The organism is Klebsiella sp. 2019SCSN059 (genome assembly GCF_021739525.1).
In the GTDB taxonomy this organism is placed as follows: Bacteria; Pseudomonadota; Gammaproteobacteria; order Enterobacterales; family Enterobacteriaceae; genus Klebsiella; species Klebsiella quasipneumoniae.
The window spans coordinates 72,977-98,793 of record NZ_JAKKOM010000020.1 but is presented as its reverse complement, the minus strand read 5'-3'; the positions used below and the strand labels follow the sequence as shown (position 1 = coordinate 98,793).

Annotated in this window: 29 protein-coding genes; 11 read left to right on the top strand and 18 right to left on the bottom strand. The window is 60.3% G+C overall.

The window, feature by feature from the left end:
* Nucleotides 1-164: 164 nt before the first annotated feature.
* The 5 genes from phnV to phnR all read right to left on the bottom strand — a co-directional run bounded on the left by phnV (nucleotide 165) and on the right by phnR (nucleotide 4,852).
* Nucleotides 165-962 carry a 2-aminoethylphosphonate ABC transport system, membrane component PhnV gene (gene phnV / locus L2I46_RS19290; protein WP_032454408.1) on the bottom strand — a complete coding sequence of 266 codons (798 nt, stop codon included), beginning with the start codon at nucleotides 960-962 and terminating at the stop codon, nucleotides 165-167.
* Nucleotides 963-964: 2 nt separating this feature from the next.
* The gene (gene phnU, locus L2I46_RS19285; protein ID WP_236948149.1) at nucleotides 965-1,825 is read right to left on the bottom strand and encodes a 2-aminoethylphosphonate ABC transporter permease subunit; all 861 of its coding nucleotides are present in this window, start codon (nucleotides 1,823-1,825) and stop codon (nucleotides 965-967) included.
* On the bottom strand, nucleotides 1,825-2,937 hold the full coding sequence (gene phnT / locus L2I46_RS19280; RefSeq protein ID WP_236948148.1) for a 2-aminoethylphosphonate ABC transport system ATP-binding subunit PhnT: 1,113 nt from the start codon (nucleotides 2,935-2,937) through the stop codon (nucleotides 1,825-1,827). The genes phnU and phnT overlap by 1 nt, the downstream gene beginning before the upstream one ends.
* Nucleotides 2,938-2,942: 5 nt before the next feature.
* Entirely contained in the window at nucleotides 2,943-3,956 is a 1,014-nt protein-coding gene (locus tag L2I46_RS19275; RefSeq protein ID WP_236948147.1) for a 2-aminoethylphosphonate ABC transporter substrate-binding protein, read from the bottom strand.
* A 176-nt stretch (nucleotides 3,957-4,132) separates the two neighbouring features.
* Nucleotides 4,133-4,852: a phosphonate utilization transcriptional regulator PhnR gene (gene phnR / locus L2I46_RS19270; protein ID WP_023291430.1), complete on the bottom strand. Its 720-nt coding sequence runs from the start codon at nucleotides 4,850-4,852 to the stop codon at nucleotides 4,133-4,135.
* Nucleotides 4,853-4,992: 140 nt separating this feature from the next.
* Between phnR and phnW the strand changes: the two genes are divergently transcribed.
* Both phnW and phnX read left to right on the top strand, forming a co-directional pair.
* Nucleotides 4,993-6,096 (top strand): 2-aminoethylphosphonate--pyruvate transaminase, encoded by a 1,104-nt coding sequence (gene phnW, locus L2I46_RS19265; protein ID WP_044525082.1) that lies wholly within the window; start codon nucleotides 4,993-4,995, stop codon nucleotides 6,094-6,096.
* Nucleotides 6,097-6,105: 9 nt separating this feature from the next.
* The gene (gene phnX / locus L2I46_RS19260; protein ID WP_085551809.1) at nucleotides 6,106-6,915 is read left to right on the top strand and encodes a phosphonoacetaldehyde hydrolase; all 810 of its coding nucleotides are present in this window, start codon (nucleotides 6,106-6,108) and stop codon (nucleotides 6,913-6,915) included.
* Here the strand turns inward: phnX and nepI are convergent.
* Entirely contained in the window at nucleotides 6,912-8,105 is a 1,194-nt protein-coding gene (gene nepI / locus L2I46_RS19255; protein ID WP_032454414.1) for a purine ribonucleoside efflux pump NepI, read from the bottom strand. The two genes, phnX and nepI, sit on opposite strands and share 4 nt — an antisense overlap.
* Nucleotides 8,106-8,316: 211 nt before the next feature.
* On the opposite strand from nepI, the gene L2I46_RS19250 reads away from it, so the two are divergent.
* Nucleotides 8,317-8,676 (top strand): type II toxin-antitoxin system RelE/ParE family toxin, encoded by a 360-nt coding sequence (locus tag L2I46_RS19250; protein WP_085551808.1) that lies wholly within the window; start codon nucleotides 8,317-8,319, stop codon nucleotides 8,674-8,676.
* The gene (locus tag L2I46_RS19245; protein WP_004173862.1) at nucleotides 8,660-8,983 is read left to right on the top strand and encodes a helix-turn-helix domain-containing protein; all 324 of its coding nucleotides are present in this window, start codon (nucleotides 8,660-8,662) and stop codon (nucleotides 8,981-8,983) included. Before L2I46_RS19250 ends, L2I46_RS19245 begins: the two co-directional genes overlap by 17 nt.
* Nucleotides 8,984-9,073: 90 nt before the next feature.
* Here the strand turns inward: L2I46_RS19245 and L2I46_RS19240 are convergent, their stop codons facing one another.
* The 8 genes from L2I46_RS19240 to ivbL all read right to left on the bottom strand — a co-directional run bounded on the left by L2I46_RS19240 (nucleotide 9,074) and on the right by ivbL (nucleotide 16,964).
* Nucleotides 9,074-9,526 carry a DUF1198 family protein gene (locus L2I46_RS19240; RefSeq protein ID WP_004901545.1) on the bottom strand — a complete coding sequence of 151 codons (453 nt, stop codon included), beginning with the start codon at nucleotides 9,524-9,526 and terminating at the stop codon, nucleotides 9,074-9,076.
* A gap of 136 nt (nucleotides 9,527-9,662) precedes the next feature.
* Nucleotides 9,663-11,054: a hexose-6-phosphate:phosphate antiporter gene (gene uhpT / locus L2I46_RS19235; RefSeq protein ID WP_004202242.1), complete on the bottom strand. Its 1,392-nt coding sequence runs from the start codon at nucleotides 11,052-11,054 to the stop codon at nucleotides 9,663-9,665.
* Nucleotides 11,055-11,199: 145 nt separating this feature from the next.
* Nucleotides 11,200-12,528, bottom strand: coding sequence for an MFS transporter (locus L2I46_RS19230; protein ID WP_223064088.1), 1,329 nt, complete (start codon nucleotides 12,526-12,528; stop codon nucleotides 11,200-11,202).
* Between the two features lie 11 nt (nucleotides 12,529-12,539).
* Nucleotides 12,540-14,021: a signal transduction histidine-protein kinase/phosphatase UhpB gene (uhpB, locus tag L2I46_RS19225; protein WP_072199062.1), complete on the bottom strand. Its 1,482-nt coding sequence runs from the start codon at nucleotides 14,019-14,021 to the stop codon at nucleotides 12,540-12,542.
* A 17-nt stretch (nucleotides 14,022-14,038) separates the two neighbouring features.
* Complete coding sequence (gene uhpA, locus L2I46_RS19220; protein WP_023291438.1) at nucleotides 14,039-14,632, bottom strand: transcriptional regulator UhpA; 594 nt, start codon at nucleotides 14,630-14,632, stop codon at nucleotides 14,039-14,041.
* A gap of 152 nt (nucleotides 14,633-14,784) precedes the next feature.
* Nucleotides 14,785-15,072, bottom strand: coding sequence for an acetolactate synthase small subunit (gene ilvN, locus L2I46_RS19215; RefSeq protein ID WP_017899675.1), 288 nt, complete (start codon nucleotides 15,070-15,072; stop codon nucleotides 14,785-14,787).
* A gap of 3 nt (nucleotides 15,073-15,075) precedes the next feature.
* Nucleotides 15,076-16,764 carry an acetolactate synthase large subunit gene (ilvB, locus tag L2I46_RS19210; RefSeq protein WP_236948146.1) on the bottom strand — a complete coding sequence of 563 codons (1,689 nt, stop codon included), beginning with the start codon at nucleotides 16,762-16,764 and terminating at the stop codon, nucleotides 15,076-15,078.
* A 104-nt stretch (nucleotides 16,765-16,868) separates the two neighbouring features.
* The gene (ivbL, locus tag L2I46_RS19205; RefSeq protein ID WP_002923286.1) at nucleotides 16,869-16,964 is read right to left on the bottom strand and encodes an ilvB operon leader peptide IvbL; all 96 of its coding nucleotides are present in this window, start codon (nucleotides 16,962-16,964) and stop codon (nucleotides 16,869-16,871) included.
* A 12-nt stretch (nucleotides 16,965-16,976) separates the two neighbouring features.
* On the opposite strand from ivbL, the gene L2I46_RS19200 reads away from it, so the two are divergent.
* The 5 genes from L2I46_RS19200 (at nucleotide 16,977) to emrD (ending at nucleotide 20,511) form a co-directional block, all read left to right on the top strand.
* Nucleotides 16,977-17,144: a hypothetical protein gene (locus L2I46_RS19200; RefSeq protein ID WP_168381024.1), complete on the top strand. Its 168-nt coding sequence runs from the start codon at nucleotides 16,977-16,979 to the stop codon at nucleotides 17,142-17,144.
* A gap of 450 nt (nucleotides 17,145-17,594) precedes the next feature.
* A complete protein-coding gene (tisB, locus tag L2I46_RS19195; protein ID WP_004145059.1) occupies nucleotides 17,595-17,714 on the top strand; it encodes a type I toxin-antitoxin system toxin TisB in 120 nt (39 codons plus the stop codon).
* A 90-nt stretch (nucleotides 17,715-17,804) separates the two neighbouring features.
* Nucleotides 17,805-18,251, top strand: a complete 447-nt coding sequence (locus L2I46_RS19190) for a GNAT family N-acetyltransferase (RefSeq protein ID WP_004202251.1) — start codon at nucleotides 17,805-17,807, stop codon at nucleotides 18,249-18,251.
* Nucleotides 18,252-18,317: 66 nt separating this feature from the next.
* Entirely contained in the window at nucleotides 18,318-19,151 is an 834-nt protein-coding gene (locus L2I46_RS19185) for a DMT family transporter (RefSeq protein ID WP_236948145.1), read from the top strand.
* Nucleotides 19,152-19,326: 175 nt separating this feature from the next.
* Nucleotides 19,327-20,511, top strand: a complete 1,185-nt coding sequence (gene emrD / locus L2I46_RS19180) for a multidrug efflux MFS transporter EmrD (RefSeq protein ID WP_105491093.1) — start codon at nucleotides 19,327-19,329, stop codon at nucleotides 20,509-20,511.
* Nucleotides 20,512-20,695: 184 nt separating this feature from the next.
* Here emrD and dsdC read toward each other — a convergent pair whose 3' ends face one another.
* On the bottom strand, nucleotides 20,696-21,619 hold the full coding sequence (gene dsdC / locus L2I46_RS19175; RefSeq protein ID WP_065805556.1) for a DNA-binding transcriptional regulator DsdC: 924 nt from the start codon (nucleotides 21,617-21,619) through the stop codon (nucleotides 20,696-20,698).
* A gap of 226 nt (nucleotides 21,620-21,845) precedes the next feature.
* Here dsdC and dsdX point away from each other — a divergent pair, with 226 nt between their 5' ends.
* Both dsdX and dsdA read left to right on the top strand, forming a co-directional pair.
* Nucleotides 21,846-23,183, top strand: coding sequence for a D-serine transporter DsdX (gene dsdX / locus L2I46_RS19170; RefSeq protein WP_048335644.1), 1,338 nt, complete (start codon nucleotides 21,846-21,848; stop codon nucleotides 23,181-23,183).
* A 17-nt stretch (nucleotides 23,184-23,200) separates the two neighbouring features.
* Nucleotides 23,201-24,529 (top strand): D-serine ammonia-lyase, encoded by a 1,329-nt coding sequence (gene dsdA, locus L2I46_RS19165; protein ID WP_101993111.1) that lies wholly within the window; start codon nucleotides 23,201-23,203, stop codon nucleotides 24,527-24,529.
* A gap of 3 nt (nucleotides 24,530-24,532) precedes the next feature.
* On the opposite strand, the gene L2I46_RS19160 is transcribed toward dsdA, so the two are convergent.
* From L2I46_RS19160 to L2I46_RS19150, 3 genes are read right to left on the bottom strand one after another with little or no spacing between them, the layout of a single operon-like run.
* Nucleotides 24,533-25,033: a hypothetical protein gene (locus tag L2I46_RS19160; protein ID WP_023291445.1), complete on the bottom strand. Its 501-nt coding sequence runs from the start codon at nucleotides 25,031-25,033 to the stop codon at nucleotides 24,533-24,535.
* Nucleotides 25,030-25,392 (bottom strand): DUF202 domain-containing protein, encoded by a 363-nt coding sequence (locus L2I46_RS19155; protein WP_023291446.1) that lies wholly within the window; start codon nucleotides 25,390-25,392, stop codon nucleotides 25,030-25,032. The genes L2I46_RS19160 and L2I46_RS19155 overlap by 4 nt, the downstream gene beginning before the upstream one ends.
* Nucleotides 25,382-25,729 (bottom strand): YidH family protein, encoded by a 348-nt coding sequence (locus tag L2I46_RS19150; RefSeq protein WP_004202264.1) that lies wholly within the window; start codon nucleotides 25,727-25,729, stop codon nucleotides 25,382-25,384. Before L2I46_RS19150 ends, L2I46_RS19155 begins: the two co-directional genes overlap by 11 nt.
* Between the last annotated feature and the right edge of the window lie 88 nt (nucleotides 25,730-25,817).

The window sequence follows — 25,817 nt, the reverse complement described above, 5'->3', positions numbered from 1 at the left end:
CTACGCTTAGCCGGGCTACGACTGGTGCGCTCCATTTATGCCGGATGGCGGCATAAATGCCTTATCCGGCCTACGTTCCTTCCTGCGGGCTCCCCCTGTAGGCCCGCGCAAGCGCAGCGCCGCCGGGCGGTCAGGCGCCAGCCCCGCATGACGACATCCACTCTTTATCTCTGACACAAACGACGGGCGATGCGCTCCAGCTTCATCATCAACAGCAGCGTGACGCCCACCAGCACGATGGTCAGCGCCGAGCCATCGGCGATATTACCGCGATCGGTCAGGCTGAAAATGGTCACCGGCAGGGTGGTCCAGCCCGGCGGATAGATCATCACCGTCGCTCCCAACTCCCCCATCGACAGCGATAAACTCAGCGCCAGCGCCGAGATCATCCATGGCGTCATCAGCGGCAGCGTCACATGGCGCAGGCGGTACCACGGGGAAGCGCCCAGGCTGGAGGCGACGTTTTCAATATCAGCGGAAATTCGCGCCAGCCCGGTGGTCACGTTGCTGAAGGTAAAGGCCGAGATCAGCACGAAATGCGCCGCCAGGACGATAAAGAAGGTGCCATTCATCTGCAGCGGCCCCTGGCTGAAGGCCACCAGAATGCCCAGTCCCACGGAAACCGAGGGGATGGCGCTGGGCAGATAAAACATCAACCCAAGATATTTCTGCAGCTTCGCGCCCGTCTGGCGCAGCGCCAGCGCCGCCCACATCCCGCACAGCAGCGCCAGCAGGCTGGCGCAGAAGCCCACCATCAGGCTGGAAAACAGCGAATCCCACGCCGCGCCGCGAAAAGCGTTAACAAAGTGGGCAAAGGTAAAGCCGGTGGGCAGCAGGCCGTTCCACTGCTGGCTCAGGCTGGAGAGCAAAATCACCGCCAGCGGCAGCAGGAAGATGCCGGCAAAGAGCGTCACCGCCAGCGCGCCCGCCGCCGCGCGGCCTTTACGCGACCAAATCAACATCGTTAACTCCTTACGCCAGTGCGCGCCGCCGCCAGCCGATAGAGCATAAACAGCCCCAGCGACAGCAGAATATTCATCAGCGCGATCATGCAGGCCACGCTGTAATCCGACTCCAGAATCGCCTTGCTGTAGACCATCATCGGCAGGGTATTGACCCCTTTGGCGCCGATAAACAGCACGATACCGAACTCGTTAGTGGTCAACAGCAGGCACAGACTGCCCCCCGCCATCAGCGCCGGCAGCGCCGCCGGGAAGATAACCTGGGTCATCACCCGCAGCGGGTGAGCGCCAAGAATACTCGCCGCTTCCAGCTGACTCTTATCGATCTGCCGCAGTCCGGCCATCAACGGGCGCATCACCAGCGGCGTAAAGACGGTGATCTCCGCCAGGATCACGCCGTTAATCGAATAAAGGAAGTCCACCGGCGGCAGTTCAAAGGCGAACAGCGCCATCAGGGCGCCGTTGAGCAGCCCCGCCGATCCGTAAATAAAGGTGAACGCGAGAGCGATCAGGAAGGTCGGCAGCGCAATAAAAGTATCGATCACCCGGCAAATCAGCTGGCTGCCGGGGAACGGAATAAAAACCAGAATCAGCGCCAGAACGCTGCCGAGCACCAGGCAGCCAAGGGTAGCGAACACCGCAATCTGTAAGGTATTGAGCAGCGCGCCAATAAAGCGTTTTGAGTCAATCACCTGCCAGAAAGTTTCGAGGCTCAGGTTGCCGCTGGCGTCGCGCAGCGCCTGTTCGGCGATCAGCAACAGCGGATAGAAAAACAGCGTCGCCAGCACCAATAGCGGCAACGCCAGCCACAGGTAAGGGCGCAGGTTTCGCGCCGGGCGCGTAAGGATTAAGGTTTGCGCCATCATTGCTCCTCGATCAGAACCGCATCGCCAGGTTCGAAGTAGAGCACCAGCTTGTCGCCCGCGCGCGGCAGGGGGTTGACGTGAGTCATGACGATCCGCACCGCTTCGCCCGCGACGTCGCACAGCAGATGCGTCAGATCGCCCTGCCAGTGTACCGAAGTCAGGGTGGCGTTGAGGCGATTACTGGTTGCCGATCGCGGCGCCAGGCTCATATGCTGCGGGCGAATGCATAACAGCTTGTTGTTGCCATGCAGCCCAACCCGGCTGAAGGCGTTAACCAGGCCGCCGCCGCAGCTCACGTTAACCAGACCCGGCTGAAGACTATCGGTCAGCGCCGTCGCCTGCAGGATATTGGCGCGGCCGAGGAATTCGGCGCTAAAGCGGTTCGGCGGATAGTGGTACAGCTCGTGCGTTTCGCCATGGGCGATCAGCGACCCGTCTTTCATAATGCCGATTTTATCCGCCAGAGTGAGCGCTTCGGTCTGATCGTGGGTGACGTAGAGGATGGTCAGCTCCGGCAGTTCGCGGTGCAGACGGGCAATCTCTTCCACCATGTTATGACGAATTTGCGCATCCAGCGCCGACAGCGGTTCATCAAGCAACAACACCCGAGGACGCACGGCAATGGCGCGGGCTATCGCGACGCGCTGCTGCTGGCCGCCGGAAAGCTGATGCGGATAGCGGGTGGCGTAGTCCGCCATACCAACGATTTTTAAGGCTTCAGTCACCCGCCCGGCGATCAGCGCCCTGGGCTGCTTTTGCGCCCGCAGGCCGAAGGCGACGTTGTCTTCCACCTTCATATGGGGAAACAGCGCGTAGTTCTGCACCACCATCGCCAGCCCGCGCTGGTAAGGCGGCAGGTGGGTGACGTCCGTGTCGCCGATCAGGATCCGCCCGCCAGCCGGTTGCACAAATCCGGCAATCGCCCGCAGCACGGTGGTTTTCCCGGAACCGGAAGGGCCAATCAGCGCCAGCACCTCACCGGGTTCAATGGTCAATGACAGCGGTTTTAAGACCACGTTGCCGTGGTAGGAAACGCGCAGCGAGTCCAGGGTGATCCCGGAAGTCCCCGCCAGCGACGGGGAAGGCGTGACGGTCGTTTTCATTAACATCAGGCTTACTCGCTATCGGTCACTTTATGCCAGCGGGCGATATCCGCCGAGAGAGAAAGCGCAACGTCGTCCCAGTTAGGTTCCCAGCGCTTCACGCCGTCGAGCACCGCCTGCGCCGCCTTAAAGTTAGCGTCATCCGGCGCCACGTCGTTGCGTACCGGTAAGCCCCAGGAGCGCGCGCTGACGCTGGATTGCGCCGGTTTATCCAGCAGGAAATTAATCAGCTTTTTGCCGTTTTCGCTGTTCGGCCCGTTCTGCACCAGCCCGATGGTGTAGGGCAGCGCCAGCGCGCTGCGCTCGCCGTGATCATCCGCCGGCCAGAAAATTTTAACGTTCGGGTTACGCGCCATCTGCGACAGGTTCATCTGCAGATCGCCGTTGGCGACGTACAGCTCGCCTTTGTTGACCAGCGCCGTCAGCTTGCCGGTGGAGGCCGATGGGCCGACGTTATTGGCCTGGAGCTTGCCAAGATAGGCAAAGCCAGCGTCTTTGCCGCCAAGGCTGTGGAAGGCCTGCAGCATCACCGCGGTGCCGTCCCCCGCCTGGCCCGGCGTGGAGTACTGGAGCTTATTCTTAAAACGGCTATCCAGCAGATCCTGCCAGTTGGCCGGCACGGTTTTCAGCAACTGACCGTTATAGATGAAGGTCAGATAGTTGTTCACCAGCGGCGAATAGCGGTCGTTGGCGCCAGTGATCTGCGCGCTGCCCTGTGGAGTAAAGGTGGCCAGCAGCTTCTCTTTCGCGGCGCGCTGGATAAACGGCGGCACCGTGACCAGTACGTCGGCCTGCGGATTGGTGCGCTCCTTCGCCAGACGCTCGACAATCGCGCCGGAGCCGCCTTCCACATACTGCACTTTGATGCCCGTCGCTTTGGTGAAGGCGTCGAACTGGCTCTGATACCAGCTGTTATCGCCGTCATGCAGGCCGTCGGCGGAGTAAACCGTGACGACGCCGTCCGCCCAAACCGGGGAGCTGGTCAGCGCGAACAGGGACAGCAGGGCAAGTCGGGAGAGTTTCATCGTGTTAGCCTCATCGCAGTTAGTTATTCTGGTGTAGACCAGATTTGCCTTCACGCTACCGGTGGTTTATGACAAAACGATGAAAGAAGTGTGTCGAAAGAGTTAAAACGAGGGGAGGCATAGCCCCGGTTAACGCTGACGCCACCGGGGACACGGGAAGGATTAATGCAATAAAATCAATGGGTATCGACTTCGATCCGTAGGCTGTCATGCCGCCAGTATTCGATATCGTAATCAAGAATACGCCCGTGCTGATCGTAATTCAGCCTGCGCAGCAGCAGCGCCGGGCGCCCCTCCATCACCCCCAACGCCGCTGCGGCCTGCGGCGGCATGGAGGTGGGATAAAACGACAAATGCATACTGGTATAGATCAGGTCGTACTGGCTCTGATAAATCTCGGTCAGACTGCCGTTGAGATCGTGGCGCAGCAGCTCCGGCACCCGGGCCGGCAGGCAGTGGTTTTCGCAATAGCACACCGGACGCCCGTCGGCATAGCGCAGGCGGGTCAGTAGGTAGACCTGATCGAAGGGCTGCAGCGCCAGCGGCGCCATCACATCCAGCGGCACGGCGGATAACCGGCCATCAAGCAGCACCGTTTTCGGCTCACGTCCCTGCTCGAGACACAGCTTGTGGAAGTTGGTGTTCTGCGTCGGATCCAGCCACAGCCGCTCCGGCGTCACAAACCAGCCGCGGCGGTCGGCGCGGTAGATCACGCCGCTGGCCTCCAGCTGCGCCAGGCTCTCGCGCACGGTGATACGGGTCGTGTTGAACAACGCGCACAGCTCGCGCTCGGAAGGCAATTTATCGCCGCTTTTGAGGGCGCCGTTTTGAATACGCGCCTGCAGCTGCGCCTTAATCATCAGGTATTGCGGCATCTCGCCAGAGGGTGATTTCATGTTTACTCGCTGCCACTTTTGGTGCGCTCATTATACATAGCCAGATGAATTTTTTGTTGCAGCGCCACATTTCCTTTGACCCTGCCCCGGCTTTGTCTCCATGATAAATACCAATCTGGTATAGACCAATGGTGAGACAAATGACTTCACGGAACTACCTGTTGCTGACTCCCGGCCCGCTAACCACCTCCCGCACGGTGAAAGAGGCGATGTTATTCGATAGCTGCACCTGGGATGATGATTACAATCTCGGCGTGGTACAGACCATTCGTCAGCAGCTGGTACAGCTGGCCACCCCGGCCGCCGGGTATACGGCGGTGCTGCTGCAGGGCAGCGGCAGCTACGCGGTCGAAGCGGTGCTCGGCAGCGTCATCGGCGAACAGGGCAAAGTGCTGATCGTCAGCAATGGCGCCTATGGCGCGCGCATGATTGAGATGGCGCAGCGGATGGGTATCGCCTTCCACCCTTACGACTGCGGCGAAGTCGCCCGCCCGGACGCCGCGGCGATCGCGCGGATCCTGCGGGATGACCCGGCGATCACCCATATCGCGATGGTGCATAGCGAAACCACCACCGGCATGCTCAACCCGATTGAAGAGGTGGCCGCGCTGGCGAAAGAGTATGGCAAACGCTATATCGTCGATGCGATGAGCAGCTTCGGCGGCATTCCGCTGGATATCGCCGCGCTGAATATTGACTACCTGATAAGCTCTGCCAACAAGTGCATTCAGGGCGTGCCGGGCTTCGCCTTCGTCATCGCCCGCGAATCGGAGCTGGCCGCCTGCAAAGGCCGCTCGCGCTCGCTGTCGCTGGATCTTTACGCCCAGTGGCGCTGTATGGAGGATAACCACGGCAAGTGGCGCTTCACCTCGCCGACCCATACCGTGCTGGCCTTCGCCCAGGCGCTGAAAGAGCTGGCCCAGGAGGGCGGCGTCAGCGCCCGCCATCAGCGCTATACCCGCAATCAGCGCCGACTGGTAGCCGGAATGCGCGCGCTCGGCTTCCGGCCGCTGCTCGACGACAGCCTGCACTCGCCGATCATTACCGCCTTTTATTCACCGGATGCGCCGCAGTATCGCTTTCACACCTTCTACCAGAAGCTGAAAGATCAGGGCTTCGTGATCTATCCGGGCAAAGTGTCGCAAAGCGACTGCTTCCGCATCGGCAACATCGGCGAAGTCTACGACGCCGACATCACCGCCCTGCTGGCGGCCATCGACAACGCCATGTACTGGAAACAATAAGGAACCGCCATGAACCGTATCACCGCACTCATTCTCGACTGGGCCGGCACCACCGTGGACTTCGGCTCCTTCGCGCCGACGCAAATTTTCGTCGAGGCCTTCCGCCAGGCCTTCGATATTGAGATCACCCTTGAAGAGGCCCGCGTGCCGATGGGGCTTGGCAAATGGCAGCACATTGAGGCGCTGGGCAAACTGCCGTCGGTCGACAGCCGCTGGCAGGCGAAATTTGGTCGGGCGATGACGGCCGCTGATATCGATGTGATCTACGCCGCGTTTATGCCGCTGCAAATCGCTAAGGTTGTCGATTTTTCCGCTCCGATCGCCGGCGTGGTCGACACCCTCGCCGCGCTGCGCGCCGACGGACTGAAGATCGGCTCCTGCTCGGGCTATCCGCGCCCGGTGATGGAAAAACTGGTTCCAGCCGCTGCCGCCCAGGGCTATGCCCCGGACCACTGGGTCGCCACCGATGACCTTGCCGCCGGCGGGCGTCCCGGGCCGTGGATGGCGCTGCAGAACGTGATTGCCCTGGGCATAGACGATGTGGCCCACTGCGTGAAGGTCGACGATGCCGCGCCGGGCATCAGCGAAGGGTTACATGCCGGGATGTGGAGCGTCGGCCTGGCGGTGTCGGGAAATGAATTTGGCGCCACCTGGGAGGCGTATCAGGCGATGTCGAAAGAGGAAATCGCCACCCGTCGCGAGCGGGCGGCAGGCAAGCTGTATGCCGCCGGGGCGCATTATGTGGTTGATACCCTGGCGGACCTGCCGGGGGTGATTGTCGACATCAACGCCCGGCTGGCAAAAGGCGAGCGTCCTTAAGCGGGTGAATTCACCTTCACTTTGGCCGCCACCAGCAGGCCGGTAAACAGCATCAATACCCCTGACAACACCAGCGGCGACAGCAGGCCTAAATGGTCAAGCGCAATGCCGCCGACAGCGGCGCCGCAGGTGTTGGCCAGCTGGATCACCGCCACCTGAATCGACCCGGCTTTTTCCGCCTGATCGGAGAGGGAACGGGTGATCCACGTTGACCACCCCACCGGGATCAAGGCGAACGCGAAGCCCCAGATGATCGCCACCGTCGAGGCGACGATTTTGCTTTCCCCCCACAGCACCAGCGCCGCCGCGCAGGCGGTCAGCACCAGCGGCGCAATCGCCAGCGCCGCTTTCACTGAGCGTTTGAGCAGCACCGAGGAGAGCGACGTGCCGATGAAGCTGGCGATACCAAAGCTCAGCAGCACCAGCGTCAGGCCATCGACATCAAACCCGGCGAGGGTCATGTACACCGGGCGAATATAGGTAAAGAAGGCGAACTGTCCGGCAAAAGCCATGAAAATGGCGCACATGCCGGCCATCACCCCCGGCCGCTTCAGCAGGCCAAACATTTTTTGCTGCTGAGCCGCCGATTCACCCGGCAGCGACGGCAGCGCTTTCAACACCCAGATCGTACACAGCACGCCCATCACCGCCGCGCCGTTAAACACGTTGCGCCAGCCGATAAGCCCGCCAAGGAAACTGCCCAACGGGGCGGCGATCACCAGCGCGATGGATACCGCGCCGAAGATAATCGACAGCGCTTTCGGCACCACGCGCATCGGCACCAGACGCATGGTCAGCGAGGCTGACATCGCCCAGAAACCGCCGAGCGCCAGCCCCAGACAGGCGCGTCCCAGCAGCAGCAGGGTGAAGCTATCGGCAAAGGACACCAACAGGCAGGAAAGGGTCAGCAGCAGCGAAAAGAGGATCACCACGTAGCGGCGATCGGTTTTGCCAATAACGGAGGTGATAAACAGGCTGGAAAACATCGCGACGAACGCTGTCGTCGTCACCGACTGCCCGGCCATCCCTTCGGAGATGCCTAAATCCAGCGCCATCGGCGTCAGCAGACTGACCGGTAGAAATTCGACGGTAATCAGGCAGGCGACGCAGAAAGCAACCGCGAAAACTGCCGACCAGTTTGGTCGCGCGAGCTCGCGTGCGTGGGTTTTGGCTTCATTTGAATGACTCATGAGTGACCTGCGAAGAAAGTGGCGGAAAGCTGCGCAGTGTAACATTTTGTTTGTGACGCATTTAACGTTTTCGCAACTCTTCTCGCTTTTCATAAGAGGATGCGTAGCTGCTCGCATGTTTAAAAAAACGATGCTTGCTATCGCTTTAACAAATCTCAGGAGAATTTAATGTAGCACTATGTGCTATACTTTTAACGACAGGATGTCAGCAATGCGTATCTTTAAAACCAAATGGTTCGCCAGAGAGGCCAGCTCTCATGGCATTTCCGACGACGAGCTCTATCAGGCAATTCAATCTGCGCTTCAGGGCAAAGTGGTTGATTTAGGAGGAGGGGTTTATAAAAAGCGACTCAACAAGAATCGCGATCGCGCAATCATCCTTACCAAAAGCGCAGGGTATTGGTTTTATACCTTTCTATATGCCAAACAGGATATGGCCAATATCAACCATCGCGAATTAATGGGGTTTCGTGAGTTAGCAAAACACTATGCCAATCTCTCTGAAGAGAAAACGACGGCCTTAGTTAAAAGTAAAGAAATGGTGGAGATTTGCGATGACAGCAAAAAATAAATACAAAAGCCCGGCTTTCGAAGCGATCCATAGCGCTGCGTCGGGGCTATTCAGCGTTGGCGCAATCCCACAGGAAACAATGCGCCATTTTGATGAATCATGTCTCGGTAGCGTAGCCGCACTTCAACCCATTGAAATTAAAGCGCTACGTGAACAACTCAATGTTAGCCAACCCGTGTTCGCTCGTTATCTGAATACCAGTGTGTCTACCGTGCAAAAATGGGAGACTGGCGCTAAACGACCGAGCGGAATGTCATTAAAATTGCTTAGCGTCGTACAAAAACACGGCCTGAAAATCCTACTGTAGTTATTCTGCCGGATGGCGCTTACGCTTATCCGGCCTACAAGGAACGTAAGGGAGATATGGTTTTGAACCACAGGCCGGATAACAATGATATCAGTGCAACCAGTGCACGCCGTCTTCCGGGAGAAACAGGTCGTTATAGCGCTGCTGAAGGTTATGCAAATCGCTCACATCCGGATCCAGCTCGCGCAGAAACCCTTGCGCAAGGCGGATTTGCGCGTCGGTGATCGGCGCCGCTAAACGCGCTTTTTGCATCAGGCGATACCAGTAATGCAGGTTTTTTTCGCTGGCGTCGACAATCGCAACCTGCCAGATCAGCAGCACCTGCGCGGCATTCTGCAGATGCGCTTCATTCGGCCGTTCCAGGTAACGCAAATACTCATTGCCGGCGGTTTTACCCAGTTGATCGATCATCGATTCCAGCGGGACGGGCGTAATGCCAAGGCGTTCACTCAGGCGGCGGATCGCGCGGCGTGAATCAGAGGTAAGCACCCGAAATCCCACAACAAACACCACTACCAGGGTGGCCAGTCCTATCCAGATCATGCATCCTCTCATCCAATCGCAGCCTGACTATCATAATGGGAATTTGCCTGCTGTCGACTGCCGGACCTGGCATAATGCGCAAGAAATAAAAAAGCCCGGCGCGAAGGCCGGGCAAGGTTACCCAATACCTGGTGAATCAGGCGGTCTGCAAAATGCGATTCTTTTTCTCGCGGCGAATTTTACGCTCTTCGAAGATAGCCACGATGGCCATCAGGCAGATACAGCCGATGGCGGCGGCGTCCAGCGCCGCAAAGGTGCCGGCCCAGCCGGTGAGACCGAAGACCGGCGTGCCGTCGGCGATCATCCCCAGGCCCAGCTTGGCGAAGCTATCGCCGATCAGATAGGCGAAAGTGCCCTTGATCCCATCGGCGGCGCCGATCGCTTTTTTCGGTACGAAACCGACGGCGGCGACGCCGATCAGCAGCTGCGGACCAAACACCAGGAAGCCCAGCGCAAACAGCGAGGCCAGATAGACGTACTGGTTGCTGGCATGTTGATAAACGCCGAGGGTGGCGATAATCAGCGCCAGCGCGATGCAGGCCACCAGCGCGCGGCGGCCGTTGGCCAGGTCCGACAGCCAGCCCCACAGCAGCGTGCCAACCAGGGCGCCGACTTCAAACAGGGTAAAGCCCTGAATCGCCACCTCTTTAGACAGCTTCAGCTCCTGGAAGGCATACACGGTGGACCACTGATCGATACCAATACGCACCACGTAGAGGAAGATGTTGGAGAAGCACAGCAGCCAGATCACTTTGTTTTTCAGCACGTACTCAACAAAGATCTGCCACTTGGTCATCGCGTTTTCTTCGGTCTCTTTATCCTCTTCGCTGATCGCTTCGCCAAACAGCTCTTCCGCCGTGCCGAGGCCATAGGATTCCGGGGAGTCGCTACCATAGCGCAGGCCAATAAAGCCGACGATTAACGCAATAATCGACGGGAAGATAAACATGCCGATCACGTGGCCGTCGAACAGATAGTTGGCGCCAAACAGCGCCACGCCCGCCGCGCCGGCGCCGCCGAGGTTGTGAGAGATATTCCAGAAGCCGAGGAAGGTGCCGCGCTTACGGCGAGGCGTCCACTTGGTGATGGTGGAATAACTGCACGAGCCGCCGGTGCTCTGGAAAAAACCGCTCAGCGCATAGAAGGCGATCATCAGGAACAGGCTGGTGGAACCCGCGCCCATGCTGGCGCTAAAGCCCAGCATGCAGATGGCGGAGAGGATCAGCATAAACGGCAGGAACTGCTTGGTGTTTTTGCCATCGGCATAGTAGGAAACCAGGGTTTTCCCTACGCCGTAGGTAATGGAGAAGCCCAGGCCAATCATCCCCAGCTGCGTCATGCTCAACCCGTAAGTGGAGATCATGTCGTTCTGCGCAATATTAAAGTTCTTGCGGATCAGATACATGGTCAGGTAGCCGATGAAGACCACCAGATAGGACTGCATGAAAGGTTTGAACCACATTTTGCGCCGCACGTCGAGCGGCAGATCCAGGGTCGGCTTACGAACCTGATTCAGAAAGGCCAGCATGGGTATCTCCTGAGCTGATTTTTTATGCCTGCGTCATAGCCAGGCATTGTAAAAATCAGCGCGCCGTCTGGCCTGAGACGGCGTCCAGGTGAAACCGGGAAAATTTCCTAGTTTTGCCCCATTCGGGGCGAAAGAGTGAGATGCATCACGCTTCACTGGCCGCGCGCGGCGCCTGGGCGTTTAAGAACGGCAGCAGCAGCAGCGCGGAAATGCCGGCGGCAATCGCGATCGCCACGAAGAATCCGGTCCAGTGCCAGATATCCATTACCTGCGCCAGCGGCCAGCCGGAAAGCGACGCGCCAAGATACGCGAACAAGCCGACAAACCCGGTGGCCGCCCCGGCGGCCTCTTTATGCGAACACTCCGCCGCCGCCATGCCGATCAGCATCTGCGGGCCGAAGACGAAGAAACCGGTGGTGAAGAAGCAGGCCGCCTGCATCACGTAGCTGGCGAACGGCATCAGCCACAGGCCGCCAACCGACAGCAAAATTCCGGCGGCGAAGATCAGGTTCATCGGCCCGCGATTGCCGTTAAACAGCTTATCCGAGCCCCACCCCGCCACCAGCGCGCCGATAAATCCGCCCAGCTCGAACATGGTCACCGCCGAGTTAGCGGTCACCAGATCGACGCCAAGCGTCTCCGACATATACAGATTGCCCCAGTCGTTAATCGCCGCCCGCACCACGTACACCAGCACATAGCACAGCGACAGCAGCCAGATATAGGGGTTGGCCAGCACGTAGCGGGTGAGGATTTCTTTACGCGTCAGTCCGGCGCCCTCCTGCTGCTGGGCAATCTCCAGCGCATCGTGACGCCAGTCGCCGACGGCGGGCAGCCCCACCGCCTGCGGACGATCCCGCAGCCGCCAGCACAGGTATAATCCGGCGAGGATCGCCAGGCCCCCGGCGATGATCATCCCCGCGCGCCAGCCGTAATGTAGCGCCGCCGCCCCCACCACCATCGGGATCAGCGCGCCGCCAACGTTATGCGCCGTATTCCACAGCGCCCACCAGCCGCCGCGCTCGGTGCGTGAATACCAGGCCGTCAGCAGCCGGGCGCAGACCGGCGAGCCCCACCCCTGGAAGAAGGCGTTTAGCGCCCACAGCAGGGCGAAGGCCCACAGTGAGGAAGAAAAACCGAACAGAATATTCACCACCCCGGTGGCGATAAGCCCCAGCCCCATAAAATAGCGGGCGTCGGAGCGGTCGCTGACGATACCGGAGAAAAATTTCGACAGTCCGTAGGTGATGTAGAACAGCGTAGCCAGCAGCCCGATATCGCTGCGGGTCAGTACGTTGCTGGCGAGAATATCAGGAACCGCGGCGTTAAAGCTTTTGCGGGTGAAATAGAACAGCGCGTAGCCCAGCCAGATGGTCAACAGGATATGGCGACGCCAGTAGCGATAACGCGCATCAAGCTCGCGTTTATCGCTAATCGGCGCGGCGTCCGGCGGGGCTTTTAAAAAGGAGAACATCGGCGATCCTCTCAGGCGTAACGCAGCGGTAGATTGACGCACACCCGGGTACCGTGGGTGCAGGAGATCGTCAGCGTGCCCCCCAGGGCGGTCACGCGCTCGCGCATGCCGGTCAGACCGAACCCCTGCGCGCTGGAGCCCGGCGGCAGGCCGCAGCCGTCATCTTCCAGCACCAGCATCAGTCGCTCCTCCTGCTGCCAGCCCTGCAGGGTCACGGCGCTGGCGCTGGCATGCTTGACGATATTGTTCAGTCCCTCCTGGCAGACGCGGAACAGGGTCACGCGCTGGTTTTCACTCAGCCCCGCCTCGTTAATCCGCCAGTCGAGATGGCTGACGATGCCGCGGTCCTCCAGCTCCATTTCGCGCATCAGAGAACGTACCGCCTGCTCCAGCGGCAGGTCGTCAAGCTGGCGCGGACGAAGACGGCCCAGCAGGCGACGCACCGAGTCATACACCCCCAGCGACAGGTGTTCAATCAGTTGGCCGCTCTGGCGAACGCTGGCGTTGTCCGGCGCCAGCCGCTGGACGATCCCCGCCTGGGTGCGTATTGCCGTGATGGTCTGCCCGATATCATCGTGGAGCTCGCGGGCAACGTCGCGGCGCACGCTCTCTTCAGTCTCCAGCAGACGATCCGCCAGCCGCCGATTGCGCGCCAGCTCGCTCTGTAGCGACTGGTTCAGCTCGCGCAATCGCTGGATCCCCGCCCCCAGCAGTAGCCCGGTGAGGCTCTGCGCCAGCAGCGAAAGCAGGAGATCGACGGGGTGATCGTGCCAGGTCTGGCTGGCAATCAGGGCGATCGCGTTCATCAGCGTAGCGATCAGCGCTCCCTGCCAGCCGTAGTGCCAGGCCAGAGCGATAATCGGCAGCGCGAGGCAAAACGGGGTAAAGCGGGAGAGCTCGGCGGGCAGCCCAAGCTGCAGCCACAGGCTTATGGTGAATAACAGCAGATACCAGATCAGATGCCGCCCGCGCCAGTTTACCGGCTGCGCCACCAGCGACGGCCCCAGCGGCCGCCAGACGGTGCTGGTGAGGTAGTGCCAGAACACCAGACAGGTCGGCGCCAGGGTCAGGCCGCCGGTGAGCGTCAACAGCAGGGCGTTAAGCCCCTCGTCCCCCTCCGCCAGCCAGGGCAGCGATTGCAGCAGCGCGGCGGCCATTAACGCCCCGCCCTGACGCAGAAGCGTCAGCCAGTCGCGCTGCTGACGATATCGCGAGATCAGCGCCACCGGCAGGAGGGTCAGCAGGCTTCCGGTCATCAATATTATCGGATGCGCCAGCGCCACTTCCTGCGTCAGCCAGAAGATCAGCAGCCACTCGCTTCCCAGCAGCACCGGCCAGTAGCCGCGCGGGCACTGGAGCATCAGCCCCAGCCGCAGGCCGAAGGGGAACAGCAGCACCGCCAGATCGGCGCGCTCCACCAGATGCAGGCTGATGCTCCACAGACAAAACCAGGCGGCGGCGAAGATAAAGGCGCAGCCTATCACCGACAGCAGGCGCGGGAGTAAGGTCTTCATTGCCAGCTGTCAAACATGCGGCGCGCCAGCTCGACGTCATTGCTGACGCCCAGCTTTTCCAGCAGGTTGGCGCGGTGAACGTGGACGGTTTTCGGCGACAGCCCGAGCTCAGCGGCGATCTCTTTTACCGCCATGCCCTGCGCCAGCTTTTCCGCCACCTGACGTTCGCGTTTGGTGAGCGGATCCTGACGCCCGGCGGCCAGCTTCATGGCGATATCCGGCGTGAGATAGCAGCCGCCCGCCGCCACCGTGCGCACCGCGGCGATAAGTTCGTCCGGGCTGCAGCGTTTCGACAGAAAGCCGCGCGCGCCAGCGTTGAGCGCCTGCTCGACCAGCGCCGGGCTGTCGTGCACCGACAGCATAATGGTCGCCATCCCCTTCGGCAGCTGGCTGAGCAGCTCCAGCCCGGAAATATCCGGCATCGAGATATCGCAGATACAGACCTGAACGCCGCGCCCCGGCAACCCCGCCAGCGCCTCGCGGCCGCTGCCAAATTCGGCGACAACCTGAAAATCAGTTTCCAGCCCCAGCAGCTGAGCAAAGCCGGAGCGGACAATCAAATGATCGTCAATAAGGGCGATGGTGGTCATGGTGTTTCCTGGTGCCTGAAAGCGCCGGATGGCGGCGTAAACGCCTTATCCGGCCTACGGATTCACTCCCTGTAGGCCGGATTAGCGCAGCGCCATCCGGTAAAGGCGCCTACCTTAACCATAAGCACCTTACCGTTCAAGCCTTGCGCGATTTACTCGAAGAACACCGCAATTTTGTTAAACATGGTGGGATCGGACTGGTTACGCGCCACTTTGGTGACATCTTCCAGCTTTTCAATCTGACTAATCATCTGCCCGAGACGCTGATCGTCGTTCACCAGCAGCCAGATGCGGCTGTGTTCGCTGCCCTGAATCGGTAGACAGAGAATACCTTCGACGTTAAACGCGCGGCGGGCAAAAAGCCCGCAGACGTGGGTCATGACGCCGGGGTGGTTGCGGACGGTGAGTTCCAGGATGACGTTATCACAGTGTTTTTGCATGGCTTATTCCCCCACCATTTCAGTATTAGCCGCACCCGGCGGTACCATCGGATACACTTTCTGCTGCGCGTCGATGCGCACGTGGATCAGCGCCGGCCCCGGACGGTCGATGATCGCCTGCAGCGCTGCCTGCGGATCGGCTTCGTTATTTAAATCACAGGTTTGCAGGCCAAAACCGGCGGCAATCTGCATAAAGTTAATCATCCCCGGATAGGTGGCGGCAAAAACCCCCTGCTGATAGAACAGGCTCTGCTGCTGATGCACCAGCCCCAGCGCTTCGTTGTTCAGCAGAATAATTTTTACATCCAGCTGATTTTCAGCGGCGGTAGCCATCTCCTGAATATTCATCATCAGGCTGCCGTCGCCGGAGAAGCAGATAACCTTGCGCTGCGGATTCGCCAGCGCCGCGCCGATCGCCGCCGGCAGGCCGAAGCCCATGGTGCCAAGACCGCCGGAGGTCAGCCACTGGCGCGGACGGTTGAGCGGGTAGGCCTGCGCCGTCCACATCTGGTGCTGGCCTACGTCGGTGGTGATGATCGCTTCATCATCCACGCAGGCGGCCACGGCGTTAATCAGGCCATAATGAGAGAGCGGGTCGCTTTCCTGCGGGATGGCGCAGGGGAATTCGCGCTGCAAGTCGGCCACCAGCTGGCGCCACTCCTCGCGCGGCTGCGCCTCAACCTGCGGGTTCAGCTGGGCTAAGACTTCCGCCACATCGCCCTGAATCGCCACGTGCGGTTGCTTAATTTTGCCCAGCTCGGCGCGGTCGATATCGACGTGGATAATCTTCGCGTTCGGGCAGAACTGCTCGGTCTTGCCAATCGCCCGGTCATCAAAACGCGCGCCTAAGACAATCAGTAAATCCGCTTCCTGCAGAATGAAGTTGGTGCTGCGCGCGCCATGCATGCCCAGCATCCCCAGCGACAGCGGGTGCGCCTTCGGCAGCATGCCCAGCGCCATCAGGGTCATGGTGGTCGGCAGGTTGGCTTTTTCCGCCAGCTCACGGATCTCCTGCGGCGCGTTAATTACCCCGCCGCCCAGATAGAGCACCGGACGCTTCGCCGCGTTGATCATCGCCGCCGCTTCGCGCACGCTTTCGGGGGCGAATGCCGGCGCTGCGGCGCGCTCGCCCGGCTCCGGCAGCGTTTCCAGCTCAATGGTCGCCGACTGTATATCCTTAGGAATGTCTATCCACACCGGCCCGGGACGCCCGGACTGAGCAATACGGAAGGCGTCGCTGATCACCTGCGGCAGCTCGGCGATGTCGCGCACCAGATAGTTATGTTTGGTGATGGGGATAGAGATGCCGTAGGTGTCCACTTCCTGGAAGGCGTCGGTGCCGATCATCGATGCCGGCACCTGGCCGGTGATGCAGACCAGCGGAATCGAATCCAGGCGGGCATCGGCGATCGCCGTCACCAGGTTCGTCGCCCCCGGGCCGCTGCAGGCCATACAGACCGCCGGTTTGCCTTCGGTACGCGCCATCCCCTGGGCGATAAAGCCCGCGCCCTGCTCGTGGCGCGCCAGGATGTGGCGGATCTGCGTGCTCTGGCTTAAGGCATCGTAGATAGGCAGGATGGAGCCGCCCGGAATGCCGCTAACCATAGTGATACCCTGGCGTTCCAGTAAATGAACAACCAGCTGCGCGCCGGTAAAGCGCATTGTGTTTGATGTGGTGCCCGAACTTGCCATGCTCCAGTCCTTTTCTTCTGGGCCGACTTTACCGGGGGGCTCGCCAACAAAAAACCCCGCTCGGTTTGCGCCGGCGGGGTTTGGAATTCGTGTTGTTCCGGACCCTACGGCGCATTGCCGACGACGACCACCACAGACACGACGACCACCGCGGCTGGCGCGGTTTTTAGTAGGGTCGAAGCGATCAGGGTTGCGTTCATTAGGGACCTGTTGTGTCGAAAAATAAGCTGAATTTATACAAACACAGGTTTTACGTTTTCACAATGGATTTATTTTCATCCACGAAAATTTGCGCGAAAGATCACAGTTCGACGCAAAAGGGCAGAAAACAAAAAACCCCGCCGGAGCGAGGTTTTTATCAGCATGGTTACAGGTGGTAGCCGCAAGCACACTGTATTACGTCAACGCCAAAAGTATACGCGATCGCTGCAGTTCGCGCAATTTAAGGTCGGTTTTTCTCTGTCATAGAGTATGGGATAGCGCGGCGGATTTGTCCAAAAAATACTGTTCATCCATACAGTATTTATCTATACTGGGTGTGTTCACGGTGTGCCATTCGGGGGCCGCAAGTTTGACCGGCGCAACGAAGTCCTGGCTGAAACGGGTGGTGCCGTCAGTGCCTTAACCCCGAGAGAGCACACTGTGTTACGTCAACAACGTGCAGTCACTGGCCCGCGCGGCAACGCGTGGTTCAGCGCTGCGCACCCCTGTCGTTGCAGGCGGCGGGCCGGGAAGCCGTCCACGGAAGGAGCCACCACAGGCCAGGGCGACGCCGCCGGCGACAGGCAGGGATAAGCTGACAACGGGCAGCGGAAAGGTACGTCAGCTTATTGTGCTCCTTAACCACAGGAGACGCGCGTATGGGCGGAATGGATATTATTATTTTAATCCTGAAACTCATGGTTGCTGTGTTGCAACTACTTGATGCAGTCCTGAAACAGTTCCGCTGATTCAGGTTCAAGTCGCACCTGAGGGGGGCGGGAAACCGCCCCCCTGCAGGCGCCCGCCGGGCGTCCCGGGATGACTTGATGGAGGAAGCTATGCCACCCCTGTTAATTGCCGCCACGACGCCGGATGCCCCGGGGTTCGCGGCGCTGCGCACCGAAAGCCTTGAACAGCATTTCAATATGCTGCGCCGCCTGGCGGAAAACTGGCAGAGCGGCAAAAACCGCTTTACCGCGCCGGGCGAAACGCTGCTGGGCGCCTTCGTGAATCACCAGCTGGTTGGGGTATGCGGCATCAATAGCGATCCCTTCAGCCCCCAGCCGCGGGCCGGGCGTATTCGCCACCTCTACATCAGCGAGCGCTACCGCCGCCGGGGGATCGGCCAGCAGCTGCTGGTCTCGGTTATCACCCACTCCAGCGCCTGGTTCGATTTTCTCAACACCCACGCTCCGGCGCAGGCCTGGCCCTTTTATGAAAGACTTGGCTTTCGCCCGGTGTACGATGAACCGCGGGTGACGCATCGCCTGTTTTGTTCGCTGTAGCCCCGCTGGCTGGCAGCGCGGGCGCGTGTTACAGTCCGGTGACCTTCACTGTTGAACCTGTCTGCGATGACCCTCACCGTATTCTGCATTTTGCTGTTCGCCGCCCTGCTGCACGCCAGCTGGAACGCTATTGTCAAAGCCAGCGGCGATAAAATGTACGCGGCGATCGGCGTCAGCGGCTCGGCCGCGCTGCTCGCCCTGGTGATGCTGCCTTTTGCCCCGCAGCCCACGCTGGCCAGCGCCCCCTATCTGCTGGCGTCGTGCGCGTTACAGGTGGTGTATACGGTGCTGGTGGCGAAGACCTATCAGGTGTCGGATATGAGCCAGACCTATCCGCTGATGCGGGGGACTGCCCCGTTGCTGGTGGCGGCGATAAGCGTGCTGTTTCTCGGCGATCGTTTGTCGCCGCTGGCCTGGCTGGGCATCGGCGTCATCTGCCTGGCCATTCTGGCGATGGCCTTTAACGGCCGCGCCAGCTCCCGCAAAGGCATCGTGCTGGCGCTGATCAACGCCTGCTTTATCGCCGGCTATACGCTGGTGGATGGCACCGGCGTCCGGCTGGCGGGCTCGGCGCTGGGCTACACCCTGTGGACCTTTTTTATGAACGGCTTCTGCCTGCTAAGTTGGGCAATGATAACCCGCCGTGCTGAAGCCAGCCGCTATCTACGCCTGCACTGGCGAATAGGTATCCTCGGCGGGATCGGCACCATGGGCTCCTACGGCCTGGCGCTGTGGGCGATGACCCAGGCGCCGCAGGCGGTGGTCGCCGCGCTGCGTGAAACCTCCATTTTGTTCGGCGCGCTGATCGCGTTTATCGTCCTGAAAGAGCAACTGATGCCGCTGCGCATCGTCGCCGCCTGCGGGATTGCCGCCGGGGCGATCCTCCTGCGCCTCGCGTAACCTGAAATGGCAACATTAGTTGCCGTTCCTGTTTACATAATCTGCCTGGAATTCCCTCAACAATCGGCACTTTGCAGTTGTTATGTCATTTTTATATGGTAGATTCCTCCATCGTTTACGGGGTGTGCCAGTCACATATTCTTAATTTTTATTTACTCACAAAGTATTCATCGACATGAAACGGCATAAAAACTTCAATTTGTTGTTGATGCTGGTACTGCTGGTGGCCGTCGGCCAGATGGCGCAGACCATCTATATTCCGGCCATCGCCGACATGGCGGTCGCGCTGAACGTCCGCGAAGGGGCGGTACAAAGCGTAATGGCGGCCTACCTGCTGACCTACGGTATTTCACAGCTGTTTTACGGCCCGCTCTCCGACCGCGTGGGTCGCCGCCCGGTGATCCTCGTCGGGATGTCGATTTTTATGCTGGCGACGCTGGTAGCCATTACCACCCATAGCCTGCCGGTGCTGATCGCCGCCAGCGCCATGCAGGGGATGGGCACCGGCGTCGGCGGCGTGATGGCGCGCACCCTGCCCCGCGATCTGTACGAAGGCGCCCAGCTGCGTCATGCCAATAGCCTGTTAAATATGGGCATTCTGGTCAGCCCGCTGATTGCCCCGCTGCTCGGCGGCATCCTCGACACCCTGTGGAACTGGCGCGCCTGTTACGCCTTCCTGCTGGTGCTGTGCGCGGGGGTGACCTTTAGCATGGCGAAATGGATGCCGGAAACGCGCCCGGAGGGCGCGCCGCGCACCAAACTTCTGGCCAGCTACAAAACGCTGTTCGGCACCGGCGCCTTTAACTGTTACCTGCTCATGCTGATCGGCGGCCTGGCGGGGATTGCGGTATTCGAAGCCTGTTCCGGCGTACTGATGGGCGCGGTGCTCGGCCTGAGCAGCATGGCGGTGAGTATTCTGTTTATTCTGCCGATCCCGGCCGCCTTCTTCGGCGCCTGGTTTTCCGGCCGGCCGAACAAGCGTTTCCCGACCCTGATGTGGCAATCGGTTATCTGCTGCCTGCTGGCGGGTCTGATGATGTGGATCCCGGGGCTGCTGGGCGTCATGACCGTCTGGACCCTGCTGGTGCCGGCGGCGCTGTTCTTCTTTGGCGCCGGCATGCTGTTCCCGCTGGCCACCAGCGGCGCGATGGAGCCATTCCCGTTCCTCGCCGGTACCGCCGGGGCGCTGGTTGGCGGCTTGCAGAATATCGGTTCCGGCGTGCTGGCATGGCTGTCAGCAATGATGCCGCAAACCGGTCAGAGCAGTCTCGGGCTGCTGATGATGCTGATGGGCCTGTTGATTCTGCTGTGCTGGCTGCCGCTGGCCTCGCGCTTTACCCATCATCAGCAGCCGGTATAAGCGCGGCGGCCGCTCCCCGGATAGCGGCTGACGCCTTACCCGGCCTACCGTTCTGTCCTCTGTAGGCCCGCGCAAGCGCAGCGCCGCCGGGCGGTTATCAGGCGCCGTACCGTAATGTTGCCGGGTGGCGGCTGGCGCCTTACCCGGCCTGTCCAACATCACAGAGGGGTAGCCCGGCTCATTTTCAGGTCAGACTATGCAGCCACTCGATAAAGGCGTCGATTTTCGGCCACTGACGACCCGGCAGGGTGGTCACATAGTAGTGCTGGTGGCATTTCAGCGTCATATCGCCAAACGGGGCGATCAACTCCCCGCTCTCCAGCCGCTTCTGCACCAGCCGCTTACGCCCCATTGCCACCCCGAGGTGGTTCATCGCCGCGATCGTCGCTAAATCGGAACGATCGAAGCCAATGCCCGACGATGGCGGCAGGTCCACCGCAAACTGCTGCGCCCAGCTATACCACTCATCGGTGCCGGAATCGTTGCTCCATGCCTGGCGGTCGTGGAGCAAGGTACAGTGGCGCAGATTGCCCGGATTCGACATTAACTGCCGCTGGTGCGCGTAATTCGGCGTACATACCGGCACGATCGCCTCATCCATCAGAAAATGGTGGCTCAGCTGCGACGACGGCGCATCATCAAAATAGATCGCCAGATCGATGCCCGTCCGCTGCAGGTTAACGTTCTCGTTGCCGGTCAGCACGGTGAGGGAGATGGCCGGGTAACGACGGGTAAAGTCTCCCAGAGCCGGCACCAGCCAGCACTGGGCGATAGAGGGCCGCGAGTAGACCGTCAGACTGCCGGAGAGCTCCTGGTTTTTGATGTCGAGGATCTCCTGATTGAGGCCATCCAGCGACGACTTCAGCGCCCAGTAGACCCGCTTACCTTCACGCGTCAGCTCAACTTTGCGATGCGAGCGGACAAAGAGCAGGATCCCCAGCTCCGCTTCCAGCTGATTAATCCGGTGGCTGACGGCGCCAGGTGTGAGCGCCAGCTCGTCGGCGGCCAGGGCAAACGACTCGTGCCGCGCCGCTACTTCAAAGGTCGACAGCCTGGAGAGCTGCCAGCCGTTCAGCAGCCGGGTACCTATTTTTTTTAGCACATCCATCACGCGCTCCTGGCTAATACAGTGGCTGTTGATGATAAAAAAATCACGCCGGTTTTGCCGCTAAAGGGTGAGTTAATTTGACCCACAGCATGTTTAATGGTCTGTTTTTGAGCCAAATCACCGACTTGATTCAATTCTCCTCACCTTAAAGCCCATTTATATCGTTTGTCAGCCCATGAGGTTTCTCGCTTCAATAAGGCCAGATTATTCACAGGCGAGGTGGAATATGGGTTCGCAAGTCTGGGTTGTGAGCACGCTGCTGATCAGCATCGTGTTAATCGTCTTAACGATCGTCAAACTGAAGTTTCATCCTTTTCTGGCGCTGCTGCTGGCGAGCTTTTTCGTCGGCGCGATGATGGGAATGGGCCCGCTGGAGATGGTCAACGCCATTGAGAGCGGGATCGGCGGCACGCTGGGCTTCCTGGCGGCGGTGATCGGCCTCGGCACCATTCTCGGCAAGATGATGGAGGTCTCCGGCGCGGCGGAGCGCATCGGCCTGACGCTGCAGCGCTGCCGCTGGCTGTCGGCGGACGTGATTATGGTGCTGGTCGGCCTGATCTGCGGCATCACGCTGTTTGTCGAAGTCGGCGTGGTCCTGCTGATCCCGCTGGCCTTCTCCATCGCCAAAAAAACCAACACCTCGCTGCTGAAGCTGGCTATTCCGCTGTGTACCGCACTGATGGCGGTGCACTGCGTGGTCCCTCCGCATCCGGCGGCCCTGTTTGTCGCTAACAAACTGGGCGCCGATATTGGCACAGTGATTGTCTATGGCCTGCTGGTCGGTCTGATCGCCTCGCTGGTTGGCGGCCCGCTGTTTCTCCGAGCGTTAGGCAACCGCCTGCCGTACAAACCGGTCCCGGCCGAATTTGCCAATCTTGAGGTCCGCGAGGCGTCGACGCTGCCGTCGCTCGGCGCCACGCTGTTTACCGTACTGCTGCCGATTGGCCTGATGCTGGTGAAAACCGTCGCCGAACTGAACATGGCGAAAGGCGGCACGCTGTATACGGTGCTGGAATTTATCGGCAACCCCATCACCGCAATGTTTATCGCCGTCTTTGTCGCGTATTACATGCTCGGCATTCGTCGGCAAATGGGGATGGGCGTCCTGCTAACCCATACTGAAAATGGCTTTGGGTCGATCGCCAACATCCTGCTGATTATCGGCGCAGGCGGCGCGTTCAACGCGATCTTAAAATCCAGCGGCCTGGCCGATAGCCTGGCGGTGATCCTGTCGAACCTCGATATGCACCCGATTCTGCTGGCCTGGCTGGTGGCGCTTATCCTGCACGCCGCCGTCGGCTCTGCCACCGTGGCGATGATGGGCGCCACCGCCATCGTCGCGCCGATGCTGCCGCTCTATCCCGGCGTCAGCCCGGAGATCATCGCTATTGCTATCGGTTCCGGCGCCATTGGCTGCACGATCGTCACCGATTCCCTCTTCTGGCTGGTCAAACAGTACTGCGGCGCAAGCCTCAGTGAAACGTTCAAGTACTACACGACGGCGACTTTTATCGCGTCGCTACTTGCACTGGCCGCCACCTTCCTGCTTTCTTTCATTATCTGAGCGCAAAGAGACGTATGATGAAACACGCTGAATTGACTACCTTGACCGCGACCTTCCCGCTTGTGCAGGATCTGATCGCCCTGAAAGAAACTACCTGGTTTAACCCCGCCACCACCCCTCTGGCGGAGGGATTGCCTTACGTCGGCCTGACCGCCGACGACGTGCAGGACGCCCATGCCCGCCTTCAGCGCTTCGCGCCCTATCTGGCGGAAGCCTTCCCGGAAACGGCCGTCAGCGGCGGGATCATCGAATCGGAAGTGGTCGCCATTCCGGCAATGAAGCACCGCCTCGAGCAAAAATTCGGCCAGCCGATTGGCGGCGAACTGCTGCTGAAAAAAGACAGCCATCTGCCGATCTCCGGCTCGATCAAAGCGCGCGGCGGCATTTATGAAGTGCTGACCCATGCGGAAAAGCTGGCGCTCGAGGCCGGGCTGCTGACTAGCGCAGATGATTATCGCAAATTGCTGACGCCGGAGTTTAAACAGTTCTTCCGCCAGTACAGCATCGCCGTCGGCTCAACCGGCAACCTCGGGATGTCGATCGGCATCATGAGCGCCCGCATCGGCTTTAAGGTTACCGTACATATGTCCGCGGACGCCCGGGCGTGGAAAAAGGCCAAACTGCGCAGCCACGGCGTGACGGTGGTGGAGTATGAAGAGGACTACGGCGTGGCGGTCGAACAGGGACGCAAGGCGGCGGAATCCGACCCGAACTGTTTTTTCATCGACGATGAAAATTCGCGCACGCTGTTCCTCGGCTATGCCGTGGCCGGCGAGCGCCTGAAGGCGCAGTTCGCCAAAGCCGGACGGGTGGTCGATGCCGACCATCCGCTGTTCGTCTACCTGCCGTGCGGCGTCGGCGGCGGCCCCGGCGGCGTGGCGTTTGGCCTCAAGCTGGCCTTTGGCGACCACGTTCACTGCCTGTTCGCCGAACCGACCCACTCTCCCTGCATGCTGCTCGGCGTCTACACCGGGCTTCATGACCAGATAGCGGTGCAGGATTTAGGCATTGATAACCTGACCGCCGCCGACGGTCTGGCGGTCGGCCGGGCGTCCGGCTTCGTTGGCCGGGCAATGGAGCGCCTGCTCGACGGGTTCTATACCCTTGACGACCAGACGATGTATGACATGTTGGGCTGGCTGGCGACAGCGGAAAATATCCGCCTTGAGCCCTCCGCGCTGGCCGGGATGGCCGGGCCGCAGCGCGTCTGCGCCAGCAAAGCGTACCATCAGCTGCAGGGACTGAGTGAGCAACAGCTGCAGCAGGCGACCCACCTGGTGTGGGCCACCGGCGGCGGAATGGTGCCGGAAGAGGAGATGGCGCAGTATCTGGCGAAGGGTCGCTAATCTTCAGCGCAGCAGCGGCATCAACGCCTCTGGCGGCCGCTGCTGTCGGCGCAGGTCCCGCATCACTCGCATATAGGGCCCGCTGAGATCGTAGAACTGCCGATAACCCGCGCACAGCGGGTCTTCCTGTTCGCCGCAGCGGCACAGGCGTAGCCACGGACAGCCGTAGCAGGCGCTGTTGGCCGCCGGCGCGCCCGCCTGCGTTATCAACTCGCCGCACCAGGCGCTCAGCGTCTCGCTGAACAGCAAAATATTGATACGGCCAATATCTTCCCGCACCCAGCGGTGAAAGACCGCGCAGAGAAACTCTCCCCACAGCGCGGCGTCGCCAGCCGCCAGCTGCGGAATAAAATGGATAGCCGTAAGCCCCTGTTGACGCAGCTGCGCATAGAACGCCTGCGGCTGGCGGCAATGCTCCGCCTCGACCACTACCGCCTGAAAGGGAGTGTCATGTTGCTGGCCGGGGGCATGAGTGAGAGGCAAATTCGCCGGACATCCTGTCATGACATATCCCTAATGAATGAAACGATCTGTTGAAGGTGAGTAACAGCAAACAGGAATGCCAGAGAAAGTACTGCGAGTGCGATCAAAAATTTGTCACGAACCGCCCGCGGCTGCAAAAAATCGCTGTCGTCGACGTCCATCAGATGACGACGGCGGGTATAGCCCCAAAGGATCCCCGCCACTATCGCCAGCACGCCGATCGACAGCCAGAACGGCAGTCCGGCGCGGTGCCAGCTGTGCTTAATCGCCAGCGCCATCAGCGCGCCATAGCCCAGCAGGGTGCGAAACCAGGCCAGGGAGGTGCGCTCTGGCTGTAGCCCCGGGTCGCTTTCCCGCCGCGCCCGGCGTTTATCCGCCATACAGCACCAGCAGCATCACCGCGACCACCACCGCCAGCAGCAGGATGCTAATCACCAGCAGCGTCCGGGTATAGGGGAGATCCTGCTTCAGGCGCATCGCCTTCTCGTTGTTCAGCCAGCGCAGATAGCCATAGATGGCCATGCCGCCGGCAAACAGGCACAGCAGCAGGGCGAGAATTTCACGGATCAGCGGCGTGGCAAAGTCTGGCGCCAGCTGGTCAAGACCGACGCCAGCGGCAAGAAAACCGAGCGCCGTGCGGATCCACGCCAGAAAGGTGCGTTCGTTAGCCAGCGAAAAGCGGTAATCAGGCGCTTCGCCGAGGCGGGAGATTTTCATGACGGTTCCTTGTTCATCGCGCAGCAGGCTTCAGCATAGCGTAAATCAGGAACCGGGGAGAAGCATCGGCGCCCCGCAGGGCGCCGGT